At 41.4% G+C, this 21,397-nt stretch carries 22 protein-coding genes and 1 pseudogene; 1 reads left to right on the plus strand and 22 read right to left on the minus strand.

Translation table 11 applies throughout. The features are described 5' to 3' along the window. Positions 1-8: 8 nt before the first annotated feature. From MHI15_RS05320 to MHI15_RS05340, 5 genes are all read right to left on the minus strand, one after another. On the minus strand, positions 9-1,148 hold the full coding sequence (locus MHI15_RS05320; protein WP_076281355.1) for a 5-methyltetrahydropteroyltriglutamate--homocysteine S-methyltransferase: 1,140 nt from the start codon (positions 1,146-1,148) through the stop codon (positions 9-11). Positions 1,149-1,323: 175 nt separating this feature from the next. Then, positions 1,324-2,085 carry a GNAT family N-acetyltransferase gene (locus MHI15_RS05325; RefSeq protein ID WP_341164184.1) on the minus strand — a complete coding sequence of 254 codons (762 nt, stop codon included), beginning with the start codon at positions 2,083-2,085 and terminating at the stop codon, positions 1,324-1,326. Positions 2,086-2,329: 244 nt separating this feature from the next. Further along, positions 2,330-2,521 (minus strand): hypothetical protein, encoded by a 192-nt coding sequence (locus tag MHI15_RS05330; protein ID WP_076104342.1) that lies wholly within the window; start codon positions 2,519-2,521, stop codon positions 2,330-2,332. A gap of 77 nt (positions 2,522-2,598) precedes the next feature. Then, the gene (locus MHI15_RS05335) at positions 2,599-2,949 is read right to left on the minus strand and encodes an MmcQ/YjbR family DNA-binding protein (protein WP_076281353.1); all 351 of its coding nucleotides are present in this window, start codon (positions 2,947-2,949) and stop codon (positions 2,599-2,601) included. Between the two features lie 23 nt (positions 2,950-2,972). Continuing rightward, a complete protein-coding gene (locus MHI15_RS05340; protein WP_076217963.1) occupies positions 2,973-3,596 on the minus strand; it encodes a hypothetical protein in 624 nt (207 codons plus the stop codon). Between the two features lie 97 nt (positions 3,597-3,693). Here MHI15_RS05340 and MHI15_RS05345 point away from each other — a divergent pair, with 97 nt between their 5' ends. Further along, the gene (locus MHI15_RS05345; RefSeq protein WP_076130220.1) at positions 3,694-3,891 is read left to right on the plus strand and encodes a hypothetical protein; all 198 of its coding nucleotides are present in this window, start codon (positions 3,694-3,696) and stop codon (positions 3,889-3,891) included. Positions 3,892-4,030: 139 nt separating this feature from the next. On the opposite strand, the gene MHI15_RS05350 is transcribed toward MHI15_RS05345, so the two are convergent. From MHI15_RS05350 to MHI15_RS05425, 17 genes and pseudogenes are all read right to left on the minus strand, one after another. Further along, positions 4,031-4,606, minus strand: a complete 576-nt coding sequence (locus MHI15_RS05350) for a dihydrofolate reductase family protein (RefSeq protein ID WP_076307288.1) — start codon at positions 4,604-4,606, stop codon at positions 4,031-4,033. A gap of 199 nt (positions 4,607-4,805) precedes the next feature. Beyond that, positions 4,806-6,146 (minus strand): annotated as a pseudogene (locus MHI15_RS05355) (amidase family protein); the annotation flags it as partial. Beyond that, the gene (locus MHI15_RS05360; RefSeq protein WP_341164185.1) at positions 6,142-6,603 is read right to left on the minus strand and encodes a GNAT family N-acetyltransferase; all 462 of its coding nucleotides are present in this window, start codon (positions 6,601-6,603) and stop codon (positions 6,142-6,144) included. The pseudogene MHI15_RS05355 and the gene MHI15_RS05360, both read right to left, overlap by 5 nt. A gap of 154 nt (positions 6,604-6,757) precedes the next feature. After that, on the minus strand, positions 6,758-7,867 hold the full coding sequence (locus MHI15_RS05365; RefSeq protein ID WP_076194982.1) for a hypothetical protein: 1,110 nt from the start codon (positions 7,865-7,867) through the stop codon (positions 6,758-6,760). A 114-nt stretch (positions 7,868-7,981) separates the two neighbouring features. After that, positions 7,982-9,046: a serine hydrolase domain-containing protein gene (locus MHI15_RS05370; protein ID WP_341164186.1), complete on the minus strand. Its 1,065-nt coding sequence runs from the start codon at positions 9,044-9,046 to the stop codon at positions 7,982-7,984. Positions 9,047-9,247: 201 nt separating this feature from the next. Continuing rightward, positions 9,248-10,432 carry an MGDG synthase family glycosyltransferase gene (locus MHI15_RS05375; protein WP_341164187.1) on the minus strand — a complete coding sequence of 395 codons (1,185 nt, stop codon included), beginning with the start codon at positions 10,430-10,432 and terminating at the stop codon, positions 9,248-9,250. Positions 10,433-10,655: 223 nt separating this feature from the next. Beyond that, on the minus strand, positions 10,656-11,279 hold the full coding sequence (locus MHI15_RS05380; RefSeq protein WP_076281346.1) for an HXXEE domain-containing protein: 624 nt from the start codon (positions 11,277-11,279) through the stop codon (positions 10,656-10,658). 23 nt (positions 11,280-11,302) lie between these two features. Next, a complete protein-coding gene (locus MHI15_RS05385; RefSeq protein WP_076184227.1) occupies positions 11,303-11,884 on the minus strand; it encodes a TetR/AcrR family transcriptional regulator in 582 nt (193 codons plus the stop codon). Positions 11,885-12,067: 183 nt separating this feature from the next. Next, positions 12,068-12,508, minus strand: coding sequence for a DUF6678 family protein (locus tag MHI15_RS05390; protein WP_081386470.1), 441 nt, complete (start codon positions 12,506-12,508; stop codon positions 12,068-12,070). Between the two features lie 95 nt (positions 12,509-12,603). After that, complete coding sequence (locus MHI15_RS05395) at positions 12,604-13,047, minus strand: GNAT family N-acetyltransferase (protein WP_076130210.1); 444 nt, start codon at positions 13,045-13,047, stop codon at positions 12,604-12,606. A 178-nt stretch (positions 13,048-13,225) separates the two neighbouring features. After that, a complete protein-coding gene (locus tag MHI15_RS05400; RefSeq protein ID WP_341164188.1) occupies positions 13,226-14,080 on the minus strand; it encodes a hypothetical protein in 855 nt (284 codons plus the stop codon). A 737-nt stretch (positions 14,081-14,817) separates the two neighbouring features. Then, positions 14,818-15,273, minus strand: coding sequence for a hypothetical protein (locus MHI15_RS05405; RefSeq protein WP_139331142.1), 456 nt, complete (start codon positions 15,271-15,273; stop codon positions 14,818-14,820). Positions 15,274-16,192: 919 nt separating this feature from the next. Beyond that, positions 16,193-17,332: a DUF4367 domain-containing protein gene (locus tag MHI15_RS05410; RefSeq protein ID WP_341164189.1), complete on the minus strand. Its 1,140-nt coding sequence runs from the start codon at positions 17,330-17,332 to the stop codon at positions 16,193-16,195. Further along, the gene (locus MHI15_RS05415; RefSeq protein ID WP_076279283.1) at positions 17,314-17,862 is read right to left on the minus strand and encodes an RNA polymerase sigma factor; all 549 of its coding nucleotides are present in this window, start codon (positions 17,860-17,862) and stop codon (positions 17,314-17,316) included. The genes MHI15_RS05410 and MHI15_RS05415 overlap by 19 nt, the downstream gene beginning before the upstream one ends. A gap of 65 nt (positions 17,863-17,927) precedes the next feature. Beyond that, entirely contained in the window at positions 17,928-18,161 is a 234-nt protein-coding gene (locus tag MHI15_RS30760) for a pyridoxamine 5'-phosphate oxidase family protein (protein ID WP_143759939.1), read from the minus strand. A 656-nt stretch (positions 18,162-18,817) separates the two neighbouring features. Then, positions 18,818-19,987 (minus strand): MFS transporter, encoded by a 1,170-nt coding sequence (locus MHI15_RS05420; protein ID WP_076217973.1) that lies wholly within the window; start codon positions 19,985-19,987, stop codon positions 18,818-18,820. Between the two features lie 23 nt (positions 19,988-20,010). Further along, the gene (locus MHI15_RS05425) at positions 20,011-20,829 is read right to left on the minus strand and encodes a MerR family transcriptional regulator (RefSeq protein ID WP_076194965.1); all 819 of its coding nucleotides are present in this window, start codon (positions 20,827-20,829) and stop codon (positions 20,011-20,013) included. Positions 20,830-21,397: the final 568 nt, after the last annotated feature.

Here is a 21,397-nt window from a genome sequence, read left to right on the forward strand (position 1 = left end):
AATTAAAGTTAGTTCCAGATCTCTTCAGCAATTTCTTTAATATAAGCAAGCTTACGCCATTGCTGCTCTTCAGTCAGGTGGTTGCCTTCTTCCGTGGAAGCAAAGCCACATTGCGGGCTAAGGCAAATCCGGTTTAGATCAACATATTGCTTCGCTTCCTCAATACGCTTCAGAATATCCTCCTTGCTTTCAAGCTCACCAAATTTGGATGAGAACAGACCTAACACAACCTGCTGATTGTCTTTCAAGAAGCGCAATGGTTTGAAATCGCCTGCACGTTCGGTATCAAACTCCAGATAATAACCCGAGTAGTTATTGATATTAAGAAGCGTTTGTGCGATAGGCTCGTAGCCTCCACCTACTCCAGCATAAGTCGAAACATAATTGCCCCGGCATACATGGGTCGTTACAACAAGATCTTCCGGCAGACCCGTTACAACTTCCTCGTTCAATTTTGCCAGTTCGCTTGCATATTCAGCTACGTTCACGCCAATCTGATTCATAAACGCTATAAACTGTTCGTCGCAAAGTGCTCCCCACGTACAATCGTCGATTTGAATGCTGCGGCAGCCCGTTGCATAGAAGGCAAGAATCGATGCTTTGTATGCTTTGGCAATATCCGAGATAAGCTCTTCGCGATTCGGGTATAATTCATTTGTGCTCTCCTTGTTTTCCGCCCGATCTAGCTCGAACAGGAATTGTGCAGCCGCAGGAATCGATTGACGCGCAACAACGTCCTCACCAGCAGCATCTTTTAAAAATTCATAATGCGAAACAAAAGGATGGCTGCTGTAGCTTATTTTCCCGGTCAGTCGGGCTGTTTCTGGTCTGGACTCCGCACCGTTAAATTGGTAACCTTGATCAATAATTGTCCGTTCTACACCGTCAAGTCCCCAGAAGAAGTCGAGGTGCCACCAAGAGCGGCGGAATTCACCATCAGTCACCGCTTGAAGCCCCACCTCTTTTTGTTTCTGCACGAGCTTAACGATCTCGTCGTTCTCTACTTCCTTCAACTGCTCGGCAGTAATTTCACCGTTCTTGAATTTTAATCTAGCCTCTTTCAACGCTTGGGGGCGCAGGAAGCTGCCCACGATATCATATCGAAATGGAGTAACGGTTCGTTTTTGGGGTTTGGTCTGAATGCTCATATATTAATCTCCTCGTAAACAAATTATTAGAATTAATATAGCATAACCGACTGACTATACCGATCTACCAATGCGCTATGGCAGGTTATAAGTATTAACTATAGCTAGATTCAGCGTGATAATTAGAAGGACATACCAAAAAAGAAAGAGGCGCATGAGTAGCGCCTCTTCCTTATCAAATCATATCGACGGAAATTACATAGTAATTAAACTGCGCAGTCACCTCGAACCCAACCGACTGATAGAGGGATAATGCATTTCTATTTTGAGTGACCACGCTAAGACGAATCTGGGAATTCTTCTGATCTCGCAAGATTTTAACTACCTCTGAAAGAATTTCACGACCGTATCCTCTACCTTGACACGAAGGAAGCACACAAAAATCATGTATAACCGCAGTATTTGTATCTAAATCATTGACTCTAATCATCCCAACCGGAATCATGTTCTCCACAGCAATGTAAGTAATCCGTGCCGGTTCTCTGGTACGAGTTAAATAATTCCTAGTCCAGGACTCTGAATCACCAAAGGCTTGTGATGAACATTTAACCATGAACTCTAAATCCTGATCTTCTTCCAATCGCACAACTAAACCGGAGTGGCTTGATCCAGCGATTTGTGCCCGATTAAAAACCATGAGGAATTCAGACGGTGCAGCACTTGCCCCTAAATGCCGGATATAATCCATCCCTGATTCAGAATTAGAAGGTATCCTAAAACGGCAAGTTTGTATGCCTTGCATTTGCATATCTGCTGCGGCACTTTTCAGTAAGTCGTGGAATACCCCTTGGCGACGAAAGTCCGGGTGAACCATTCCGTTAATATTAGCTTCGATGCCATCCGAAGTATACCAACTGAGAAATCCAACTAATTGGTTATCGATCTGGCACAAGAATGCCTCATCTCCGTCTATCTCCTTAAGGCTTTCTACACCCACCCTCAAACTTGACCTGTCGGACGTCTTGCAAAGGTGTTCTAATATTCGGATTTGGTCAATGTAATGCTTTGAAAAGTCTTTCATTGTACTAATGTTATATTCTTGCATCTAGTACCCTCATTCAGAAGGAAATACGCAGTTTATGGACGAGTAGGCGTTATCCTTCTAAATTCTGTCCACCTAATGATAGTTACCAATGGAACCGCCTCCTAAAAGTCAATATCTTCACTCTAATCTAGGGTAATCATAAAACAAACCTTATAACTAAAAAAATGACGGCAATTATAGCCACAACGATCAACAGATTGGTTACCTCGCTCCAAAATCCAGGAACGCCTTCAGTATGATATTTTTGCGCATTTACATCATGGTTTGCTTTATGACCTGCAGGGTCCGACAAATTGGGATTAGGTCCTGAATTAAAAAAGTCAGACATAAAAACAACTCCTTTCCATGATTATAAACCATATTATACCAGTCCTTTACCATTTAAACGACAAATTAATGCCATATTCAGTAGATCGTTTGTCGGAGGCTCTTGGGAAGATTTTGGACAACCCTATCGTAAGAATGATCAATCATTAAATAGATATCCGACTCTGGTAAGGAGCCATCCAAAACAATCGTATTCCAGTGTTTTTTGTTCATGTGGTATCCTGGCCGAACGCTCTCATGCTGCTCTCGCAAGTTCCCTGCAATCACCGGATCACATTTTAGATTTATGTAAGCAGAATTCCCCTTATTCTCAAAAATAAGCGCGAACATTTTACCGGCAATCTTAATCACCAATGGATCGAATCCGAAAGGATAGTCCTTTGTTGCTCCGTTCTTTTTTAAACAGTATTCAATAATATTATAGGTCAAAATCAGTCCCTCGCCTTCTCAGCCTAACCAATTTGGGAATAAAAATAAGATAAGTGTTCCTTTGATAAGGCTTTATCGATTAGTTCTTTATCATAGCCATTTTTTTGTAATGCAGCGATAATCGCTTGTGTCCTATCTGATCTTTTTCGTCTTAAATTAGATTCCAACTGTATTTCTAACGGAACCGTAGGAATAGTATACGGTCCGATCTCCACGTTTTTGAAATGGCTCCAAATGAATTGTCCACCTTCCCATATCCCCCCACCATCCATAGAATCAGGAATTCCAGCTGAATTGGAAATATGAACAACCTCCACCTTAAATCCATCGATTATCCAACTCCCTTTTGTCCAAGAAAATCCCGAAGAAAAGGTTTGAGTGAATGTAGGTTCTTCTAAAGAAGATAACCAGTTATCCCCATGAGGAAATTCACATTTATCCAAAAGGGAAAATTCTTTAAGAAGTTCTGCAAATTGGTCAAGCCCTTCCTTATTCCTTGTATAAATATCAACGTCTCCTGGGGTCATTTCACAGCCCTGAAGAACCGAACCGACCGAGCCAACCAAGATCCATTCTAAATTCGAATTCATTTTGGATGAAAAATAAAGTTCACATACCTTTGACAAAGCTTTTTTCCAGCTAAACATAACTTCACCCCAAATTAACTAGTAAGTTCAAGTGCACGAAACCTGAATAACCTCAAATACGTTAAAGTATTATACAAATCCACAGGAGGTTTTTAAAATGAGATACAGTGCTGCAGGCGCACCAATAATCTGTCCTTGCTGTCAAAACGATACTTTTGATCTGGATTATAAACTGCTTAACACAAGCGGCGCATCATTTTTAGGCTTTGACTGGGCGAACAAAAACGCTGCCATCCTTATTTGTAAGCGATGCACCCATATTTCATGGTTTATGAAAGAACCAACATCTGATTAGTGTTTGGTAAAAATAAAGTATTAGACTGGATCCATTAAAAGAAGCAGCGGCGGACCAAGACTTGATAAATAAAGTCTTAGACTGCCGCTGTTGTCGTTCCAATAACGTTCCCCGTGAGCAATCACCTTAAGTGACAAGGTTATCTTACCGTCTGGTAAACGAGACCTATGGCTCCAGAATCAAAGGTCTTGTTTTCGATTAGCTTAAGATTTCTCTTCTCCTTGAGACCTTGGAATAATGGCAATCCCTTACCGATCAGGACGGGAGAAACCGTAATTTTATACTCATCAATTAAATCAAGCTGCATAAGGTGGTGTGCGAATCTAGGACTGCCGAGGATGACCATATCCTTGCCGGGCTGCTGTTTGAGGATATTGATCTCTTTCTCGACAGCTTCTTTCACGAGTCTGGAATTATTCCATTCGACTTTCTCCAGCGTCGTGGAAAAAACAATTTTGGCTGTCTTTTCGATCCACTCGGCGTGATTCCGTTCATGCTGCGAAGCTGATGGGTTCGAAGGGACAGATGGCCAGTAACTGTGCATCATCTGATAAGTCCCACGTCCCCAAATGACAGTGTCGGCAGTACTCAGAATTTCTTTCGCATGGTTCTCCAAATCAGCATCGTAGGAAACCCAGCCAATGTCCATTTCACCATTCGGCCCTTCTACAAAACCGTCAAGCGATGCGTGAAGAAATAGAACGAGTTTTCTCATTTTCAGTTCTCCTTTGTTCATGAGGGATATCTACATTAGACATTAACTACATTTTAGCAGAATTCAACTTGGGTTGTTTCTTATGGATTGCTAATCTCAAACGCTTTTTTCTTCACTTTGGTATTTTTATCCACATCAACATTTTAGCAAACATACGTTCGTTTGTAAATGCACCTTTTTCTAATTTTCAATTCATCTTTCATTTCTTTAGAGCCGGCATTTTCCTGTGTTTCGTTTGTTGTTCGAATGCAAATGCAATCCGAATGAGTGTCGGTTCACTAAATGCCGTTCCTGCAAATGTGATCCCAAAGGCTCTTCCATTCTCTTGAAAGCCTGCGGGCACTGCTATAGTTGGATAACCTGCTCTAGCACTTAAATCAGCTCCGACATAAGCAGGAAACAGGATTGCATCCAATCCATACTTTTCTAAAGCATGATCGATCCCCATATTTTGCGAATAATATAAGTCAGAGATAGACTCTACTATATATTCCGAATGATTCAACGGTTTATCTAGCTGTGATCGATAGTTCAGCATATCTTGTCCATATTTCAAAGCCTTTTCCGAATTCCGCTCGTTCCATTCCATCAATTCATTTAGGTTATGGACAGGAAGTTGAGCCGGAAGGTTATATAAGTAATTTTCAACGGAATGCTTAAATTCAAGATTCATTTTGTTATATTTCCACTCTCTATGGAACGATGGAATATCTATATCTTCTATTATGTTGGCTCCAGAACCTTTTAATTTAGCCACAGCATCATTAAATAAATGTTCATCATATTCACCCATGTCACAATAATTCTTAGGTAGAGCATTTCTAAAAACGCCTATGGTCGCTTTATTTAATCCGTCTTTATCCAAAAATGCTGTGTAGTCCATAGTAGAATATTCATTTTTCCAAGTAGCAGGATCACTTTCATCTTTTCCCGTAAGCGCATTTAATAAGATCGCAACATCTGTCACATTCCTTGCCATAGGTCCAGCTGTATCCTGAGAATATGACCATGGAATTATGCCTGATCTACTTATTAGACCTACAGTTGGCTTTAAACCAACTATTGCGTTTTGCACAGCTGGACTTAAAATAGAGCCAGACGTCTCTGTCCCCACGGCTACTGTTGAAAAGTTGGCTGCAACGGAAGCGGCAGAACCCGTACTGGAACCTCCCGGAAAATGATCACCGTATGGATTTTTGGTTTGTCCTCCTATTGAGCTATACCCAGCCCACATGGATGATGACATCCCATTTGCCCATTCCGTCATATTTGTTTTTGCAAGTATAATGGCCCCAGCATCCCTTAGTTTTTGGACAAGAAAGGCATCGTTTGAGCTAGCATGGTTTTCCAAAGCTAATGCGCCCGCAGTTGTATGCATTTTATCATTCGTTTCAATATTTCCTTCCAATAATACAGGCACACCATGTAGAAGACTTCGTGCTCCGCTTAATTTCCTTTCCTGATCTAATGCCTCGGCACTATAAATCGCATCTGGATTCATTTCCATAATAGAGTTTATCATGGGACCACTCTGGTCAAACGTTAATAGTGTCATGTTCATATATTTTGGTGGGCCGTCCCCACTCGAAGTTATCCAGACCTATTTCCTTAAATCCATATTTCTCATAATAAAGAATATGATCCGTCGCCAAGTAGACTTTTGCATAACCTAGTTGCCCAGCTATTTTTCTGGCATGCTCCAACAAAACGGCTCCCAGTGCTTTGCCCCTCTCACTTTCGTCAATAAACAATGGCGCAATCCAAGGTGATAAATCTTTTCGAGTTATAAATTCCTGCTCAATTAATTGATAAAACCCGATGATTACATCATGTTTCAACAGCAAAAATGTAAAAGGAAACTCCTCATCTTTTGGGATTAAACTTTCTTGTATATTGGGGAGCACAACTTGTTGTACTTTTGGCCACCGTTTTTTGACATACTCAATAAGCTCATTTTGGCGAAGAGGACATTCTTGTAAGGATTTAATATCTGGCATCTAACCATCCCTTCTTGTAAAAAGAAATTCCTATACCCATGCCTGCTCTCACAATAGTTATCAACCAGCTCTCAAAATGCAGAGCAGCAAGCCCCGAGTGGGGCTTGCTGTAGGTTGTAAATACTAAAGTAGTTTATAACGCTGGTTCACTTCATTACTTGGAAACCGGTGTATAGATCAGGCAGCGCAGAGTCTTCTCCGGATAGCGCAGCTCTACCGTGTAGGAGCTACCGTCTTTCAGTTTGACCAAGACCGCTACTACTCCGCTTTTGTCATATGCACTGTCTTTAATGATAGAGGAGCTGGTTATCGCACGGGTCTCGCCCTGCTTGTCCACCACAATGGATTTAGCGGCTTGAAGCCAGCTGGAATCCTGGCTAATCTGTTTATTCATAGCTGCTGTAATCGGCGTTCTCTTATAGGACAGGTCCACTATCGTGGTATCAAGTACGGTCCCGCTCTTTGCATCCACGAACGTATTATACATGAAATAAGACTTATCCTGAGCCCGCAGTGTCTCTGCACGGTAAGGTAGAAAATTAACGAACCATTGCCCTTTCGAATCAGGAAAAGGTTTATAATATGAGGTCTGAGCCTGCAACTTTGAGAGATCGACACCGAATAGACGGCTTACGCTCTCTTCTGCTCTGCGTAGGGCTTCATCCTGACTGATGTCCTTCTTATCTGGCTGTGCCACGACAAGATTGAGGCTTACCACATAATTAAAGCGATAATTCCAGTCGATCAATTGCAGCATTTCTTCATCGGTCAGTTCGCGCTTAGGAATTACATAGGTAAATTTGCTTTGATCCAGATAAAATTCGGAACTCCCTGATTTCAAAGGTAGCTTCTGCTTGGGCCGTAAGCCATCGTACTTGTATTGATCATCCAATAACATCCGCCGCTTATTCTCCTGGTCCGTAAATTGCCGCGTAAGCTGTTCATCCTTGCCAGTGAGCCTGGCCTTCTCTGCATACTCATTAATCTGCTTAATTTCTTCAGCAGTGACTGTGCGCTCAAAATACGACTTGATCGTCGAGACCGGTGTTTTGGTTGCAACCTTAAGTACCGGGATCTGGCTACTCGCCAGTTGAACAGCTGGCTTCTGGTTGAGTTCTTGCGTGTAGGAAACGTTCGCTTGAGACACATTCTGGTTCACTGTAGTATAAGCGACGATTGTGGGCACTGCCAAAGCAGTGAGGGCTAGCAGACCACTGGATATCGCGATCACCCCGAGGGCTGATTTCACATCTTTACTCTTCATTTCTCATAACCTCCATAGTGTAAGTGGGCTTGACTTACATGTACTTTAAGATACGAATGTTATAAAGTACGAAGCCCCTTGTTATGAAGTTGTAAAATCATTTACAGACTCATTTTAAATATTGGAGCCAAGCAACAGATCAAGGATTGGGAAGCATACACTGCCCATGTTGACATAGTCACAATTACTCATAACAGAAATAGCGATTTTTTTATCAGGAAGCAGGAACAGATTGCTTAAGAATCCAGTATCCCAGCCGGAATGTGAGAGAATACGAGAACCCTTATATTCTCCTAGAAACCAGCCCAATCCTATCTGTGCATTTTCCGGATCATAGCCCGTTTGTGCATGAGGTTTCCACATTTCATTATAGCTACCTGGCTGAAGGACTTCATTGCCGTTCCCGGCTGTTCCACCGTTTAGATGCATCAGCAGATATTGGCACATATCTTCGGCATGGGTATATAAAGTGGAGCTAGGTGCATGAGCCCTGTTATATGGAAAAACACTACTAACGCAGCCATCACATTCATGGGTAGCTCCAAGCACATGAGGTGCAGCAATATAAGCTTCAACCTCCTGTTTAAGAAAAGAACTGGACTGCATTCCTGTCGGTTTCAGAATATTTTTTTCCATATACTGCTCGAAGCTCATATCGCTGACTTTTGCTATCATATCTCCCAAGATCTCATATCCTATATTACTATAGGCAAATTTCTCTCCCGGTTGGCTTAACAGCTTGTGGTGACCTATCCCTTTTACATATCGTTCAAGACTTTGCTCGTCGTATTCAGGGCGTTCCCACGCGTAATCTTCCTCATCAGGCATACCAGAGGTATGATTCATAAGCTGTCTTATTGTTATATTTTGATACCGCTCATCCTCTAACTTAAAATATGACAGATATTTAGTGATGGGAGCATCCAATTCTACCTTACCACGCTCAACTAATTGCATAATGGCGGTTGCTACGAAGGTTTTGGAGACAGAGGCTTGGTGAAACAAAGTGCCACGAACTACAGGATCACCCGTCGATAAATTTGCCGTCCCATATTCACCAGTAAACAGAACTTGGTTGTCCTTTACGATTCCGGCCGCTAATCCCGGAAACTTTTCATTTTCCACAGACTTGATTAGCATTTCATGCAAAATATCCTCTAACTTCTGATTCGTGTACAATTTGACCTCCCCAATGACAATAAAGCACCATTTTCAATAAATTCACCCATACAAATAATAACATCTTATCGACCCTTTATCTGGTAATAAATAATTATAATCAAATAAACAGTGCTTACTTGAAAAGGCAGCAATTCATTCCCCGAGCTTCCGAGCCAGCCTCCTATTAGAGGACCCACAACGCGTGGTCTTTCTACCTTGCTAATAATATCCATGAATCGTCTTCGCCTGCCCTTCAACAACCATAGATTTTACGGCTGTAACAGACGGCTGCCGCAGCTTGATAACCTCTAAAGCCTCAGTAACGATAGCATCCGCGGCTGATTTCCGGGAAAAGTTCTTCATATCCTGCACCTTTTCATCCCTGTACCCCAGATGCTCCAATCTCTGAAGCTGCTCTACTAACTGCTCCTCGTTTCGAGCAATCTCTATTAAATTGTGCTCAGACAACCATTCTGCATTACCTGCCTCCTGACCGGGGAGCGGACGATAGACAATTACAGGAAGTGCTAGAGCCATCGCCTCAGTCAAGGTAATCCCCCCTGCTTTGGTCAACAGACAGGAGGATATGCACATTAGCTCCTGCATTTCTTCTGTATAACCCCGTATATGTACCCGAGGATTCCCTTGAAAAAGCTCTTCCGTAGCCATCTGGAGCTTATGATTATTCCCGCACAATACCATTACATCGAAGTTTGATAGCTGCAGCGCCCTTATTATTAAATGGTTAATATCACTCAACACGCCGTAAGCCCCTGCCGCAAGTAATAGATAATGCCGATTTCCATCTAGTCCATGCTTACGTAAAAGGGCTTCACGTTCCTGAGTCTGTTCAAAAGCTTCACGAATCGGAATCCCGCTAACCACAAGCTTTTCTTCAGCAATACCTAATGACAACAGTTCTGCTTTCATGCTTTCCGTAGCGATAAAATACTTTGTGGTTTGTGGATGAAGCCATCTGCCATGAACCACATAATCCGTCATGACAGTGAAAAGGGGGATCCGTCTCCCCTTTGTTGATGCAAGCTCTGCAGCGGCCAAATAAGGAAAGGTATGAATGATAATATCCGGTCCGATCTCGTCGATGATCCTTTGCACTTTCCGCTTGCCCATAGAATGAATCCATCTGCCCATGAACTGGTCTGGGTTCATCTTGCTCGTCAACTTGTACACTAATCCATAAAATTCTTGAGTATAACCTGTGCTGTTCAGGTAGAATCTGCGGGACAGCTCATTCAGAGTAGGGTAGACTGCAGCGAAAAGATCCAAGGTGACAATCCGGCTGATCCCTCTACGTCTAAAAGAATGATCAATCGCTTCTGCTACTTTGAGATGCCCGTCTCCAAATGCCGAAGTTACAATAAGCACTTTAGGATCTGTGTTCATGAGAAAGCTCCTTTTTCGCTTGGCCTTCTCTAACTCTAACTCTGAATCGTAAACAGATAGTGATGAGATCCTCAACAGAATATTAACTTCAACATTTTCATAGCGCGAAGCAAACGAAGAAATCCGCAGAAAAAAACACAGTGCATCAACCTCCAGTAACGATAGGATTAATGTTCTGTGTTTAGTTAAAGGCCAACTGAACCTTCTGGTGGGTTATGAGGAGCTACTTATGAAAAGACCATAATTGCTTTTGCGAAAATTTGTGAATGGAGTTTTTGTTTTTCATCCATGTATTTCCTTTCACTATTAAAATATAAACAGCTATGGCAAAATAAATTGCGCTCCAAATCCAGTCTGAGAGGGTTATTAAATGATGCTCATATAAGTAGTTGATGTACCAGATCCCCACCGGCAAATGTACAAAAATTGCGGAGACTAATCCTGGATTATACATGCTTTTTGCTCTTATATTAATGACGACTCCATGGAAAATGATTTGGAAAAAGCCCATTAAAACAGGTGCCATCCCCAGCCATACTACTGACGGGAAGAATACAGGGAGCAAGTAGAACACATAGGCGATGACCACATTAATAATCATTGCCGACTGTTTATTTAATGGATAGTTGTCAGGGGATTCACTTTTAAAAAGGGCTATATTGAATATGCCTGGAAAGTACCCTGGCCAGCGGTATTCCTCAAATTGATGAAGAAGGATCGCCACAAAGCTTAACCATAATATGCTGTTGATCCGCGGTATTGTTTGCCAATTCATTAGAAGATACATGCATATAACAATGCCAATGAATAGTCCTATATCCTGCCAATATTTTCTTAAAAAATTCATTTAATCACCTCAATCTGAGTTTATTAATGAAAGTATCTTGCAAAGAGCAGGTCAATCTGTTCCTCTATAGGTGCAATCTTCACGGAAGCTCCTGTTTCTAGAATAGGACTCATAAGTGCCGGTAGAAAAAGCGCTCCAAAAATCTGCATCGTCATGGTCATCAGGTGCTCTGGTTGCTGTTCATCGGTTAACTCTCTTAAAGTATTTTGTATCTTAGGAAACCCCAATAGATTCAAAAATGATCCATATTCATGCTGGGAGGAGAAAACGGTCTTGCCCATCAGGATGATTCTGGAGAGCAATTCGGGATATTGAAGGATCACTTGCAAATAATCCAGTAAAAATTGCCTCAATCTATCTCGTGAGGATATAGAGAAATCGTCAAGTATGGCAAAGGTATGCTGAAAGCTGTTCAATATCAATTTGATGGACTCGCTAAACAAGTTTTCTTTGGACCCAAAGTAATAGTTAACTAGAGCGACATTCGTGCTTGAGGCTTCTGCAATTTTTTTTATAGTGATCCTTTCAAAGCCTTCTTGTTTGGTCAACTCCAGTGTGGCACGCATAATCTTCTCTTTTGTTTCCAACTTTTTGTCTGTCTCCATACGCAACCTCCAAGTATATTTCCTTTGATTTAAATGACATTTAAAATAACGTTTAAATTTAGTATAGCAATCTTTTTCCTTTTTGCAACTTTTATTTATCCGGAATCAAACCAAGTTTAAATGAAAAAGCAGCCGGTTGTTTGAGCGGCTGCTTACATGTTTTTATTAAATTAACGTTTCCTGTTAGCTTAATTGATTACCTTTGAAAAGTGAGTCTGTATTTGATATATATCCATAAATAAAAAATGTATTATTTTCTTCTCTATACGGAATTCTTAATTCATGTAAAATCGAAAGAAATTCTTTACTTATGTCAATTAATTCAGGAGGAAGCAGATTCCCCTTGTGCTTCTGATACCTTGGTCTAACCCGTATCCATTCTACAGAAAAAAAAGGTGAAAGTCCTTCTATCCAATCCCCTAAATACCAGACGTCGTTTTCGAAGTTCTCTGGATAAAGTATATCGTCTAAGACATACTTAGCTTGATATGGAGGGGTAAAAGGTAGTTTATTTAGTACATCACTTTGTAAGTTTCCCCACTTAGTGTCATTCATAACTGAACATAGTTGTTTCTGTTTAATAACTTCATGTACCCTTTTTTTAAAATCCTGTTCATAACCCACAATCAAAAATCCTCCTGAATAAACAACATAAATCCCACGCTGACCTGCCTGTGTGTCATTATTGAGTTATCGTTTCCCGGTAAATTAATTCAAAATTAGTCAAGTTTAATAATCTTATCAAAGCAGTATGAATCTTTGTCATAGCCATTATGCACATAGAAAGCATGGGCGTCGGTTCGCTTAAATCCGCTACATAAAATAATACTTGATATTCCCATTTCTTTAGCATAATTCTCAGTGTGTCTTAGTAGTTCTGTACCTATCCCACTATGCTGTAATTCCTTTTTAACGGCAAGCCCTTGAATATGTAGATAACCATTCGAAGACCCTACGGATAACGCCTGAACTATAGTGACAAAACCAACCACTTCATTTTCAAATAATGCAACGAATGTTTTATAATTTCCAGCCTTATTCATGTTTTCCATAGTAACTCGAAAATTTTCAATATTAACATTGCGAACACCAAGTACATCATTCCATAAAAAAACCACTTCAGTGTAATCATTTGCTACAACTTCTCGTATCTTAATTTCCATCCCCTCCTTTATAGAAATATTCAAGCAAAGGATTCGACAGTGGATGAAGCAATCCTGCCCGTTACTTCAACAAATAAAAAAGGAGCATTGCCATGGCAATGCACCTCAGCTATCGTTTCCCGTAAGCTTTATAGATTGCCTCTTTTTCAGCCTGCAATCCCTAGAATCCAATCTCTCATTAGTTTGTTGATTTATAATATTCTGATAAAATGCCCTCTAAAACTTGCTTATAATCGTTTTTATTATAAGAAGAGTTATCAACTTTTATCTTGGTAATGTTTAATCTGGTAAAAATCTCTTTTTCTAGTTCCCTTCTTGCTTTAAGAACCTGCAGTGTTCCATCTAACCCTTTATAATTTTGTGTTTTTCCATACCCCTGGTTCGTGTAATATTCAATAAATCCCTCTGACCATTCCTGAGGTCTTTCCTTTACAGCCTTTCTGAAAGAATGATCAAGATCATTCTGCTGTACGTATATCAACAATGGATTCAGCCGCTCTACAATTGTTGCCAGTTCAATAACATAACTTATAACGTCTTCCTTCTCCGCACCATGTTTAATCATGCCTATAGTTACAGGGTTTTGTATAAAACAACAATCAAAAACAAAGGTGTCTGCGCCATACAAAACACGATCCGCAAACTTCGTCCATCGTTCTGTTATCAGTTTCCTATTCTGATCTAGCGGCAATTCATAAATATCATGTTTAAAAACTGCGCGATGCAATTCATCTGGAAAACTTGACCAGACTTCACTTTTTATTTTCCGATATTCTAGGAAGTAATCGTTATCTTGTTGAATCATTAGATTACTCAACAAATCTTTAAACTTTTTATGGGTATTCAATAATTCATCGCATTCAGTTTTCTTAAAGAAAGCGACTCCATCATAATCAGCAGGATGTTCCAAATTTCCTTCTAAAAATAGCTGGGATGTAATGTTCACTTCCGTAAGAATTTCATGAACGAGCTGAGCAGTTGTTGTTTTACCAGATCCTGGCATTCCCTCAATCAAGACTAATTTCGATCGCATAATAAATTTCCTCCACTCGCTAGTAGAAGGATAAACAGGTAGGAATCAATAGAGATGCTGTTTCCCACAAATAAAAGCGGATACCATCAGGTATCCGCAGGATGGGTATATGATACACCTTTCCCTGCACACCTTGTAAGATTAAAGAAAAGCACACCTAATAAAATAGTGTAATCACTATTTCAGGCATTCTTTCAAATTGTTAATCTTTACAGAGTATTCCACATGATAAGGTTTATGCTCCTTTGTTAGCATCTCTATCGTTTAGATTAACAGTAAGCATAGGTAAATACAATCAGGGACTTTCTAAACAATCCTGCCCGTTAGCTTAACGGAACTTCGATATTATTGTTATTATCTGATTTAGGATGAAGACGATTTTCTATCACAAAAAAATGATTGAAAATACCTACTACTCGTATTTTTGTTATCTGCCTCTCCAAAAATTTTTGTTTCTGCTGTCATAAAAATAATCTGATGTGTGAGACTTGATGATTTCAAGTCATTAATAGTATGAAAGCAATTTGAGCTTTCGGAACTGTCACATTTAAGACCGTGAACCTTATGGAGGTAATTATCATAATATTGACTACTTGGTTTTGTATAAGCCATCACAAATAATAATATGGAAACGATTAGAAAAGCATATTTCTTCTTGATAAAGGCACCTCATCTCTTATGGATAATCGTACTATATAATACCGCATTTAACCGCCGAATAGTGCTTTTGAATACACTTATATCCACGTTTGAAACGATTTATTGACCATCTTAACATTGTTCATTTTTGCCCAACTCTTTAAATCCGAGATACCTTTATCTTCATCCTTTGAATACCTAAATGCCATATCTAATGGGACGATCTTCCTCCTGTAAGGTAATATCCCAATAACAGGTTTAAAGTACCCCCTGGTCATTATCACTTTAATATCCTTTGAATTAATAATATTTCCATTTAATATAATTTGCTCATTGGATAGGCATAACTCCGTTGGTTTCTTAAAAAATGTTCTGTACAATGCGAGTAACAATAAAACTAAACACAAAAGAACCACAGTTAACGAAGTGTAGAATACCCCCCTCTGATTCCATAATCTCAATCCAAGAATAGATTGACTCGATATAAGAGCAATCATGCCTATAATAGTTCCAATTCTGGATGGATTCTTAACTGGATATTTTATTTCCGTCAACATGGCTCCCCCCTGTTCAAATCCCATACCTTAGAATACCACATATTGGAAGTATTCTGCCCGTTAGTTGAACATAGGCAGCCGATCCATTGACCGACTGCCTGTGTGTCGTTATTGAGTTATCGTTTCACGTTAACGTAAAGTTAAGGTAATGAATCGACATGTGATTCGACTTCAAAAATAAATTCTTCGAGCTTATCGCAGTCAAACCAACCACTTTTTTCATTGGTTTCATAAAGCACTTGAATTTTGCTGCTGGGGCAGTGGAACGCTACGTAACTTCCCCGTCCAAGATGAGCTAATGCCTGCACTAGGGCTTGTTCAGCATCTTTCCATGTTGCAAAACCGGCTTTGAGGCGCTACCGTCTCCTTTGTGTAACAGGATGTTTCCCGAGTTCAATCGTGTATGCATAGGTTTCATTCTTTCGTTTGCTGATACAGCCTCGCATCGTTATTCAGCCTCCTCGTTGATTTTCAGTCGTGTTACACTTGTACTGGAAAACAGAACAGCGGGATTGTCGTTATACATAGAGGACAAACTTGAACCACTGAAGACGGTCTTTATGTATAGAGGGCAGACTTCGAGTGTTACATTGCGCAGCAGTATAGCACACTGTACCCACTTGAGGTTTGCCCTTTTTTTGAAACTGGTTTTCATAATCCATCTTTTCCAGCTCTAATTATGCACTTTCTCTGGTTTAGCCCCTCCATGCTGCTCCTTATTCCGAGAGGCTATAATCTGCATTATCTTGCTACATTGCTACATTAATAATATGAATCGGAAGTTCATATGAGAGCAATGCAAGAATTCTTATAAAATCTCACGAATATGCAGTGCTTCGCATATGCAAAAAACGCTCGAGGGCTGTCCCGCTATCATAGATAGCGAAACAGTCCTGAGCGTAATATCTGTGTTCGTTTAATTCATCATACTGGCAGCAATACGGATGACCTCATCCTTGGTCAACTCAGATTTCTCCTGGCGAACCGACACATTATAGTTGATCTGCGCTTCCGGGTCAGACCAGACTAGTCTATACTTATACCCCAGGTCAATCTTTTCGTTGCTGGAAGGTTCGAGATAAATGAGCTGCTTGCCGCCAATATCAATATTCTCCACCTTTGTCGTTTTGGTCCACAGCAGGCTTTCTACCGGTGTAGCTTTTTCATCAACACGTGAGGCACTGATTCTCACCTGAATCTTCCCCTTCTTGTACACAAGTGTAGAAGAATCATAGGCAATATTCTCCGCCTTCTCCCGTTTCCAAGTCATCCGGAAGTTGTCTCCTAGGTCTATCTCGCTTTCGCCTTTAAACTGCTTGTCATCTTCGACCTTTATAAAAGAAGGCTTGATAAACGCCTCGTCCAAGGTATACCCGTCCGGCATATATCCCGGTTGCTTCACTTCGGGAGCGTGGTGCTTCTCAACACTGGTCTTATAAGTGGAATAGTCCTTGACTATGATCGGCGGGCAGTATAACCCAAGATGAGATTCTTCTTTCCCGTCTTCACGTTTGATAACATAGGTGGCATACTCTCCAGGAAGCAGCAACTTCTCAATGGCATTGTAGCCCTTTGCATATTTCATCTTGTAGAGTTCATCCTCTTTGCTCAGCTGCGCTTTGGCCGGCCAGGGAATCAAGGGTTCATTCGGCTTCTCTATCATTCCACCTGATTTCGTTGCCAGAAGTGGCTTATAGGGCAGCACCTTGTACTGAATTTGGGCCCCCTGCCGGAGTTCACCGGAATACTGGGTATAACCGCCGCCCAACAAGACCATTACAAGTAGTGCCGCCACCCAGCCCTGCACCGGAATCCGCAGGATTCTCCTCCGGCTCCGCCCCGTTCCGGCTTCTGTCTTTAGCCTGCGCATAACGTTAGGAGCCCCTTCGTTTGACGGAAGTGTCTGCAGAGGGGTCTGCTCTTCTGCAGCAGGTAAGATCCCGCCAAGCCCGAGCGCTGTCATTACCTGTTCATGAACATCAACGGGGATGAAATTGGCGGACCGGTCTCCGTGCTTCAGAAACCGCTCCTCCGAGGTTAATTCACTCTTGTCCATAGTTGTTTCTCCTTTCTCTCCAACACCTTTTTAAGCTTGCCTTTGGTCCGTTCATATCTTTTGCGTACGGTAGCCGTACTGACACCCAGAATTTCGCCGATTTCCGCAAACGATTTATCTTCATAAATACGCAGAATCAACAAATTCCGGTCTTCCACATTCAGCTTCCCCAGGGCGGTCGAGACTGGCTCGCTGAACAGGCGGTCCTCGACCATTTGTTCGGCACTGTTCACCGCAACCTCCTGCCAGAGCAGCTTGCGCAATTGAAACTGAAATTTCTGCCGCCGCAACTGATTCAGACAATGGTGGTACGCGATCTTGTAGAGCCATGATACGAAATCCGCCTGCGGCTTGTATTGCCCGATATTCTGATAGGCCTTAATCAGGACATCCTGCACCGCATCCTCCGCCTCTTCCCTGCTGTTCAGCATCCGGAAGCAGTAGAGGTATATCCGCTGCTGGTACAGCTTGATTACATCTGAGAACAGGCGGGCATCTCCGGCCTGTATTCTCCTAATCTTCTCTTCCATAGAATCCACGTTGGTCTCCTTTCTTCTATTTCTTCTGTTTCTATAGATATAACACTTGAGTAGCCTCAGGCGTGACATTTATTTCTTCCGGCTGCACAGCAAATGAGACCTACAGATGAATCCCGGTTGGTGATCCGCTTGAACATTTGCATCACCTTCTCCGCCAGGTTCCTGTTTTTCCAGTATTGGACTGCATCGGCATGGACCTTAATCAGAATTACATCCGGGTCATCATAGCCGGTCTTCAGGAGCGCCCCGCAAATAAAGGCAGGACCAACATTGGTGGGGGTTGGCGGCAGTGACTTTCTCTCGCTGGACTTTCCTAGGGATCGGTAACGTAAATGGAGTTACACTTAGCTTAGCTGTCAGCTGACAGCTGACAGCAGCCTGACTCCACGATGTAGAATCCGGTACTTTTACTACAAGCTAACCGCTCTAGGCACCCTTGAACCCCTCGCGGACAAGAACACCAAAACACTTTTGGCCGACAAACTTCTCGCCATGAACTATCCAATAGTAACGATAGCACGTATCGTGATCCATTTTTCTCGTCCTAAGTATGCCAATCTGGTCGTAATAACGCAGTGTCATCTCCTATCTACAACATAATGTGAGTATACAGTTTCCCGTGCTGAGAAACGTCAATGATGCTTTTATTCATTCGAGAAATTACTCTTAGATGAACAAAAGCAGCCGATCGTGTTGATCGGCTGCCTTCTTGTTTTTATTAAGATATCGTTTCACTCTAGCTTAAAGTTCAGGTAATGAATCGACATGTGATTCGACTTCAAAAATAAATTCTTCGAGGTCATCGCTTCTAATATCTGACAGTAATCAAATAAACACTCAACATCAGCTCTGTCCATTAAATTGGAATGCTGATACTCAGTCCCAGATGGCTCTGGAAAAATTCGGCGATAAAGTTCTCTTTGTCGTTCTCCAATCCATTTCTTATTTAAACCATAGTAGTTTTAGTCCTACTGCTCATTTTTTTAAATAGTAAGCTAGCAAGAAGTAAAGCTATGCATACAGCGGCAAAACCCAACCAATTCAAATATAGGACAGAGGTACGACTGATGACTAACCCGCCTAATCCAGATCCCAGTGCAAAGCCAAATTGGATGAACGAAGTATTTACACTAAGAGCAATGTCCGGATTTCGAGGCGCCAGAGTAACCAGATATAGTTGCTGGGCCGGGGAAATACTCCACGTTGCTAACATAAAAATCATTAAAACCAAGATTAAAACCAACAAATTGACTCCGGCTAGAGCGAATAAAAGCAGTGTCGTCCCTTGTAACAGGAGCCCGAGACAAATGGTGAATTTCGATCCCTTTGCATCTGCCAGTTGTCCGCCCAGCTTTGATCCGACAAAGCTGCAAATGCCCGCCAGGAACAGAACACCGCTAATTTCGGTCATGGAAAGAGAGGACGTGGCTTGCAAGAAAGGCGTAATATAAGTAAACAGTGTAGAATAGCCGCCGACATAAAATAACGTAATAACCAAGGCCATCAGAATGGTTGGATTTTTTAAAATAGAGAGCTGCATTCTGAGGGTAACCTTTTCCTCTTCTTTGATTGCCGGAACCTTTTTATAGATGATAAGTAATGGAAGAATACTTAATAATCCGATTAAAACAAATAGCACTCTCCATCCAAACATCTCACTAAAAAATGTGCCCACAGGAACACCAAGCACTAGTGAACTGCTAAGCCCCATCAAAATGATACCGATGGCATTGCCCCTTTTTTCTTTTTCAACGAGTCGGGTCGCTATTGCCATGGCTACAACGGTAGCGACTCCTCCGCTAGCCCCTTGGATAATACGTATCCATAGTACTGTTTCATAAGCAAGATCTACAAACATAAGTCCGTTGCTGGCAATAAACACACCTAGGGTGATCATTAGTAGTTTCTTGCGATCTGCATTGATCGTTAATGCAATCAAAACCGGAGCGACAATGGCTGCAGAGAGGGCAAACACAGTCACCAATAATCCAACTTCAGAAGTAGATACTCCCAAGTCCACAGCAATCATCTCAATAACTCCTGTAATAATATATTCAATGGTTCCAATCAGAAAAACAGCCAGTGCCAGAATATAAATGATCCGTTTATTTTTCAATTTCCCCCACTCCACTTCTTCTGTTATCTATTTATAATGGGAATTTGTATTTCTATGAATTGTGCATCTCGTTCTGGAGATAACGGTAAATATAACTCCCTGCCCGGTTCGTTCTCCTTGATCTGATAGTTGTTTTTCTCAATCCATTTAGCTAAATGAACACAGGCCGCACAATCAAAACTAGTATTTGAATGAAAAGCCATTGTGGCCATCATCGGTTCAGGAGGAAGAGTCCGTAGCTGAAACGGTTCTGGAAATGATCGCAGCTCACAGGTTAAAAAATACCCGACTTCAAACTCAAACTCATCCTCTTTTCCTTCGACTTCTTTCCACAAAACAACCTGAGGGCCTTGAATGAATTGACGATTTTCCGTCGTTATAAACTGATCAAATTGACGAAGCAAATCCGGAATGTCCTCTTCTTTCCCGCATGCTTTCTGATAAAGAAACAATTGAGCACCCTCTGCTTTGACTCTGATTTCTTGACCCGTTTCGAATTGCCCCTCTTTTTCTATAAGCTGCATACGTTCCTCAATCCTGACGAGTTTAGCTTGTTCCGTATCGATGATATGCTGGATTTCGCTTCTTTTCAGCTTAAACATGCCTTGAATATTTTCTAATGAAATATTTTCCTGAAGCAGCTGTTTAATTTGAGGCAATGTAAAACCCAATTCCTTATAGATTAAAATTCGGTTGAGCTCAAGGAGCTGATCTGCGGAATAGTAACGGTAGCACGTATCCTGATCCACTTTTTTCGGCCTTAGTATGCCAATCTGGTCGTAATAACGCAGTGTTTTTAAGGATACCTTGCTTAGCCTAGAAAATGCACTGATTTTGAACAAAATATCATCTCCAATCTATAACATAAGGTGAGTATACAATTTCCCGTGCAGGGGAAAGTCAAGGATGCTTTTATTTATTTGAGAAATTACTCTTAGATGAACAAAAGCAGCTGATCGTGTTGATCGGCTGCCTTCTTGTTTATATTAAGCTTCTTTCCAAGGTTTAATTGGTGCGTTATAAGCCAATAAACGTTTTCACCATTGCCCATCCTTCAATTATCGCACGGAGTAGCTAGCTTGAGCTATAGGTAGCTAATTCCGCGCACAGTGTAGATAGCTCGAGCTGTAGGTAGCTAATTCCGCGCACGGTGTAGATAGCTTGAGCTATAGACGGCTAGTTTAAACACTGGGTAGCACGTTTAGGAGCAAATTTGGCAGGCGGCGTTCTTTTCACCAACTGTTCGGACTCAATTGCTCTTATTTCCACAATTCAGCTCGTTTTGCCACACTATCGGACTCAGTTGCAGCTATTCGCTCAAATGTACTTCTTTTCTACGCAAATCAAGGGCAATAAGAGCTATACAGTCCGAAACCTTCGCAATATGAACCCATATGCTGGAATAGCTGC

Source organism: Paenibacillus sp. FSL H7-0918, from assembly GCF_038007025.1.
GTDB lineage: Bacteria > Bacillota > Bacilli > Paenibacillales > Paenibacillaceae > Paenibacillus_AQ > Paenibacillus_AQ odorifer.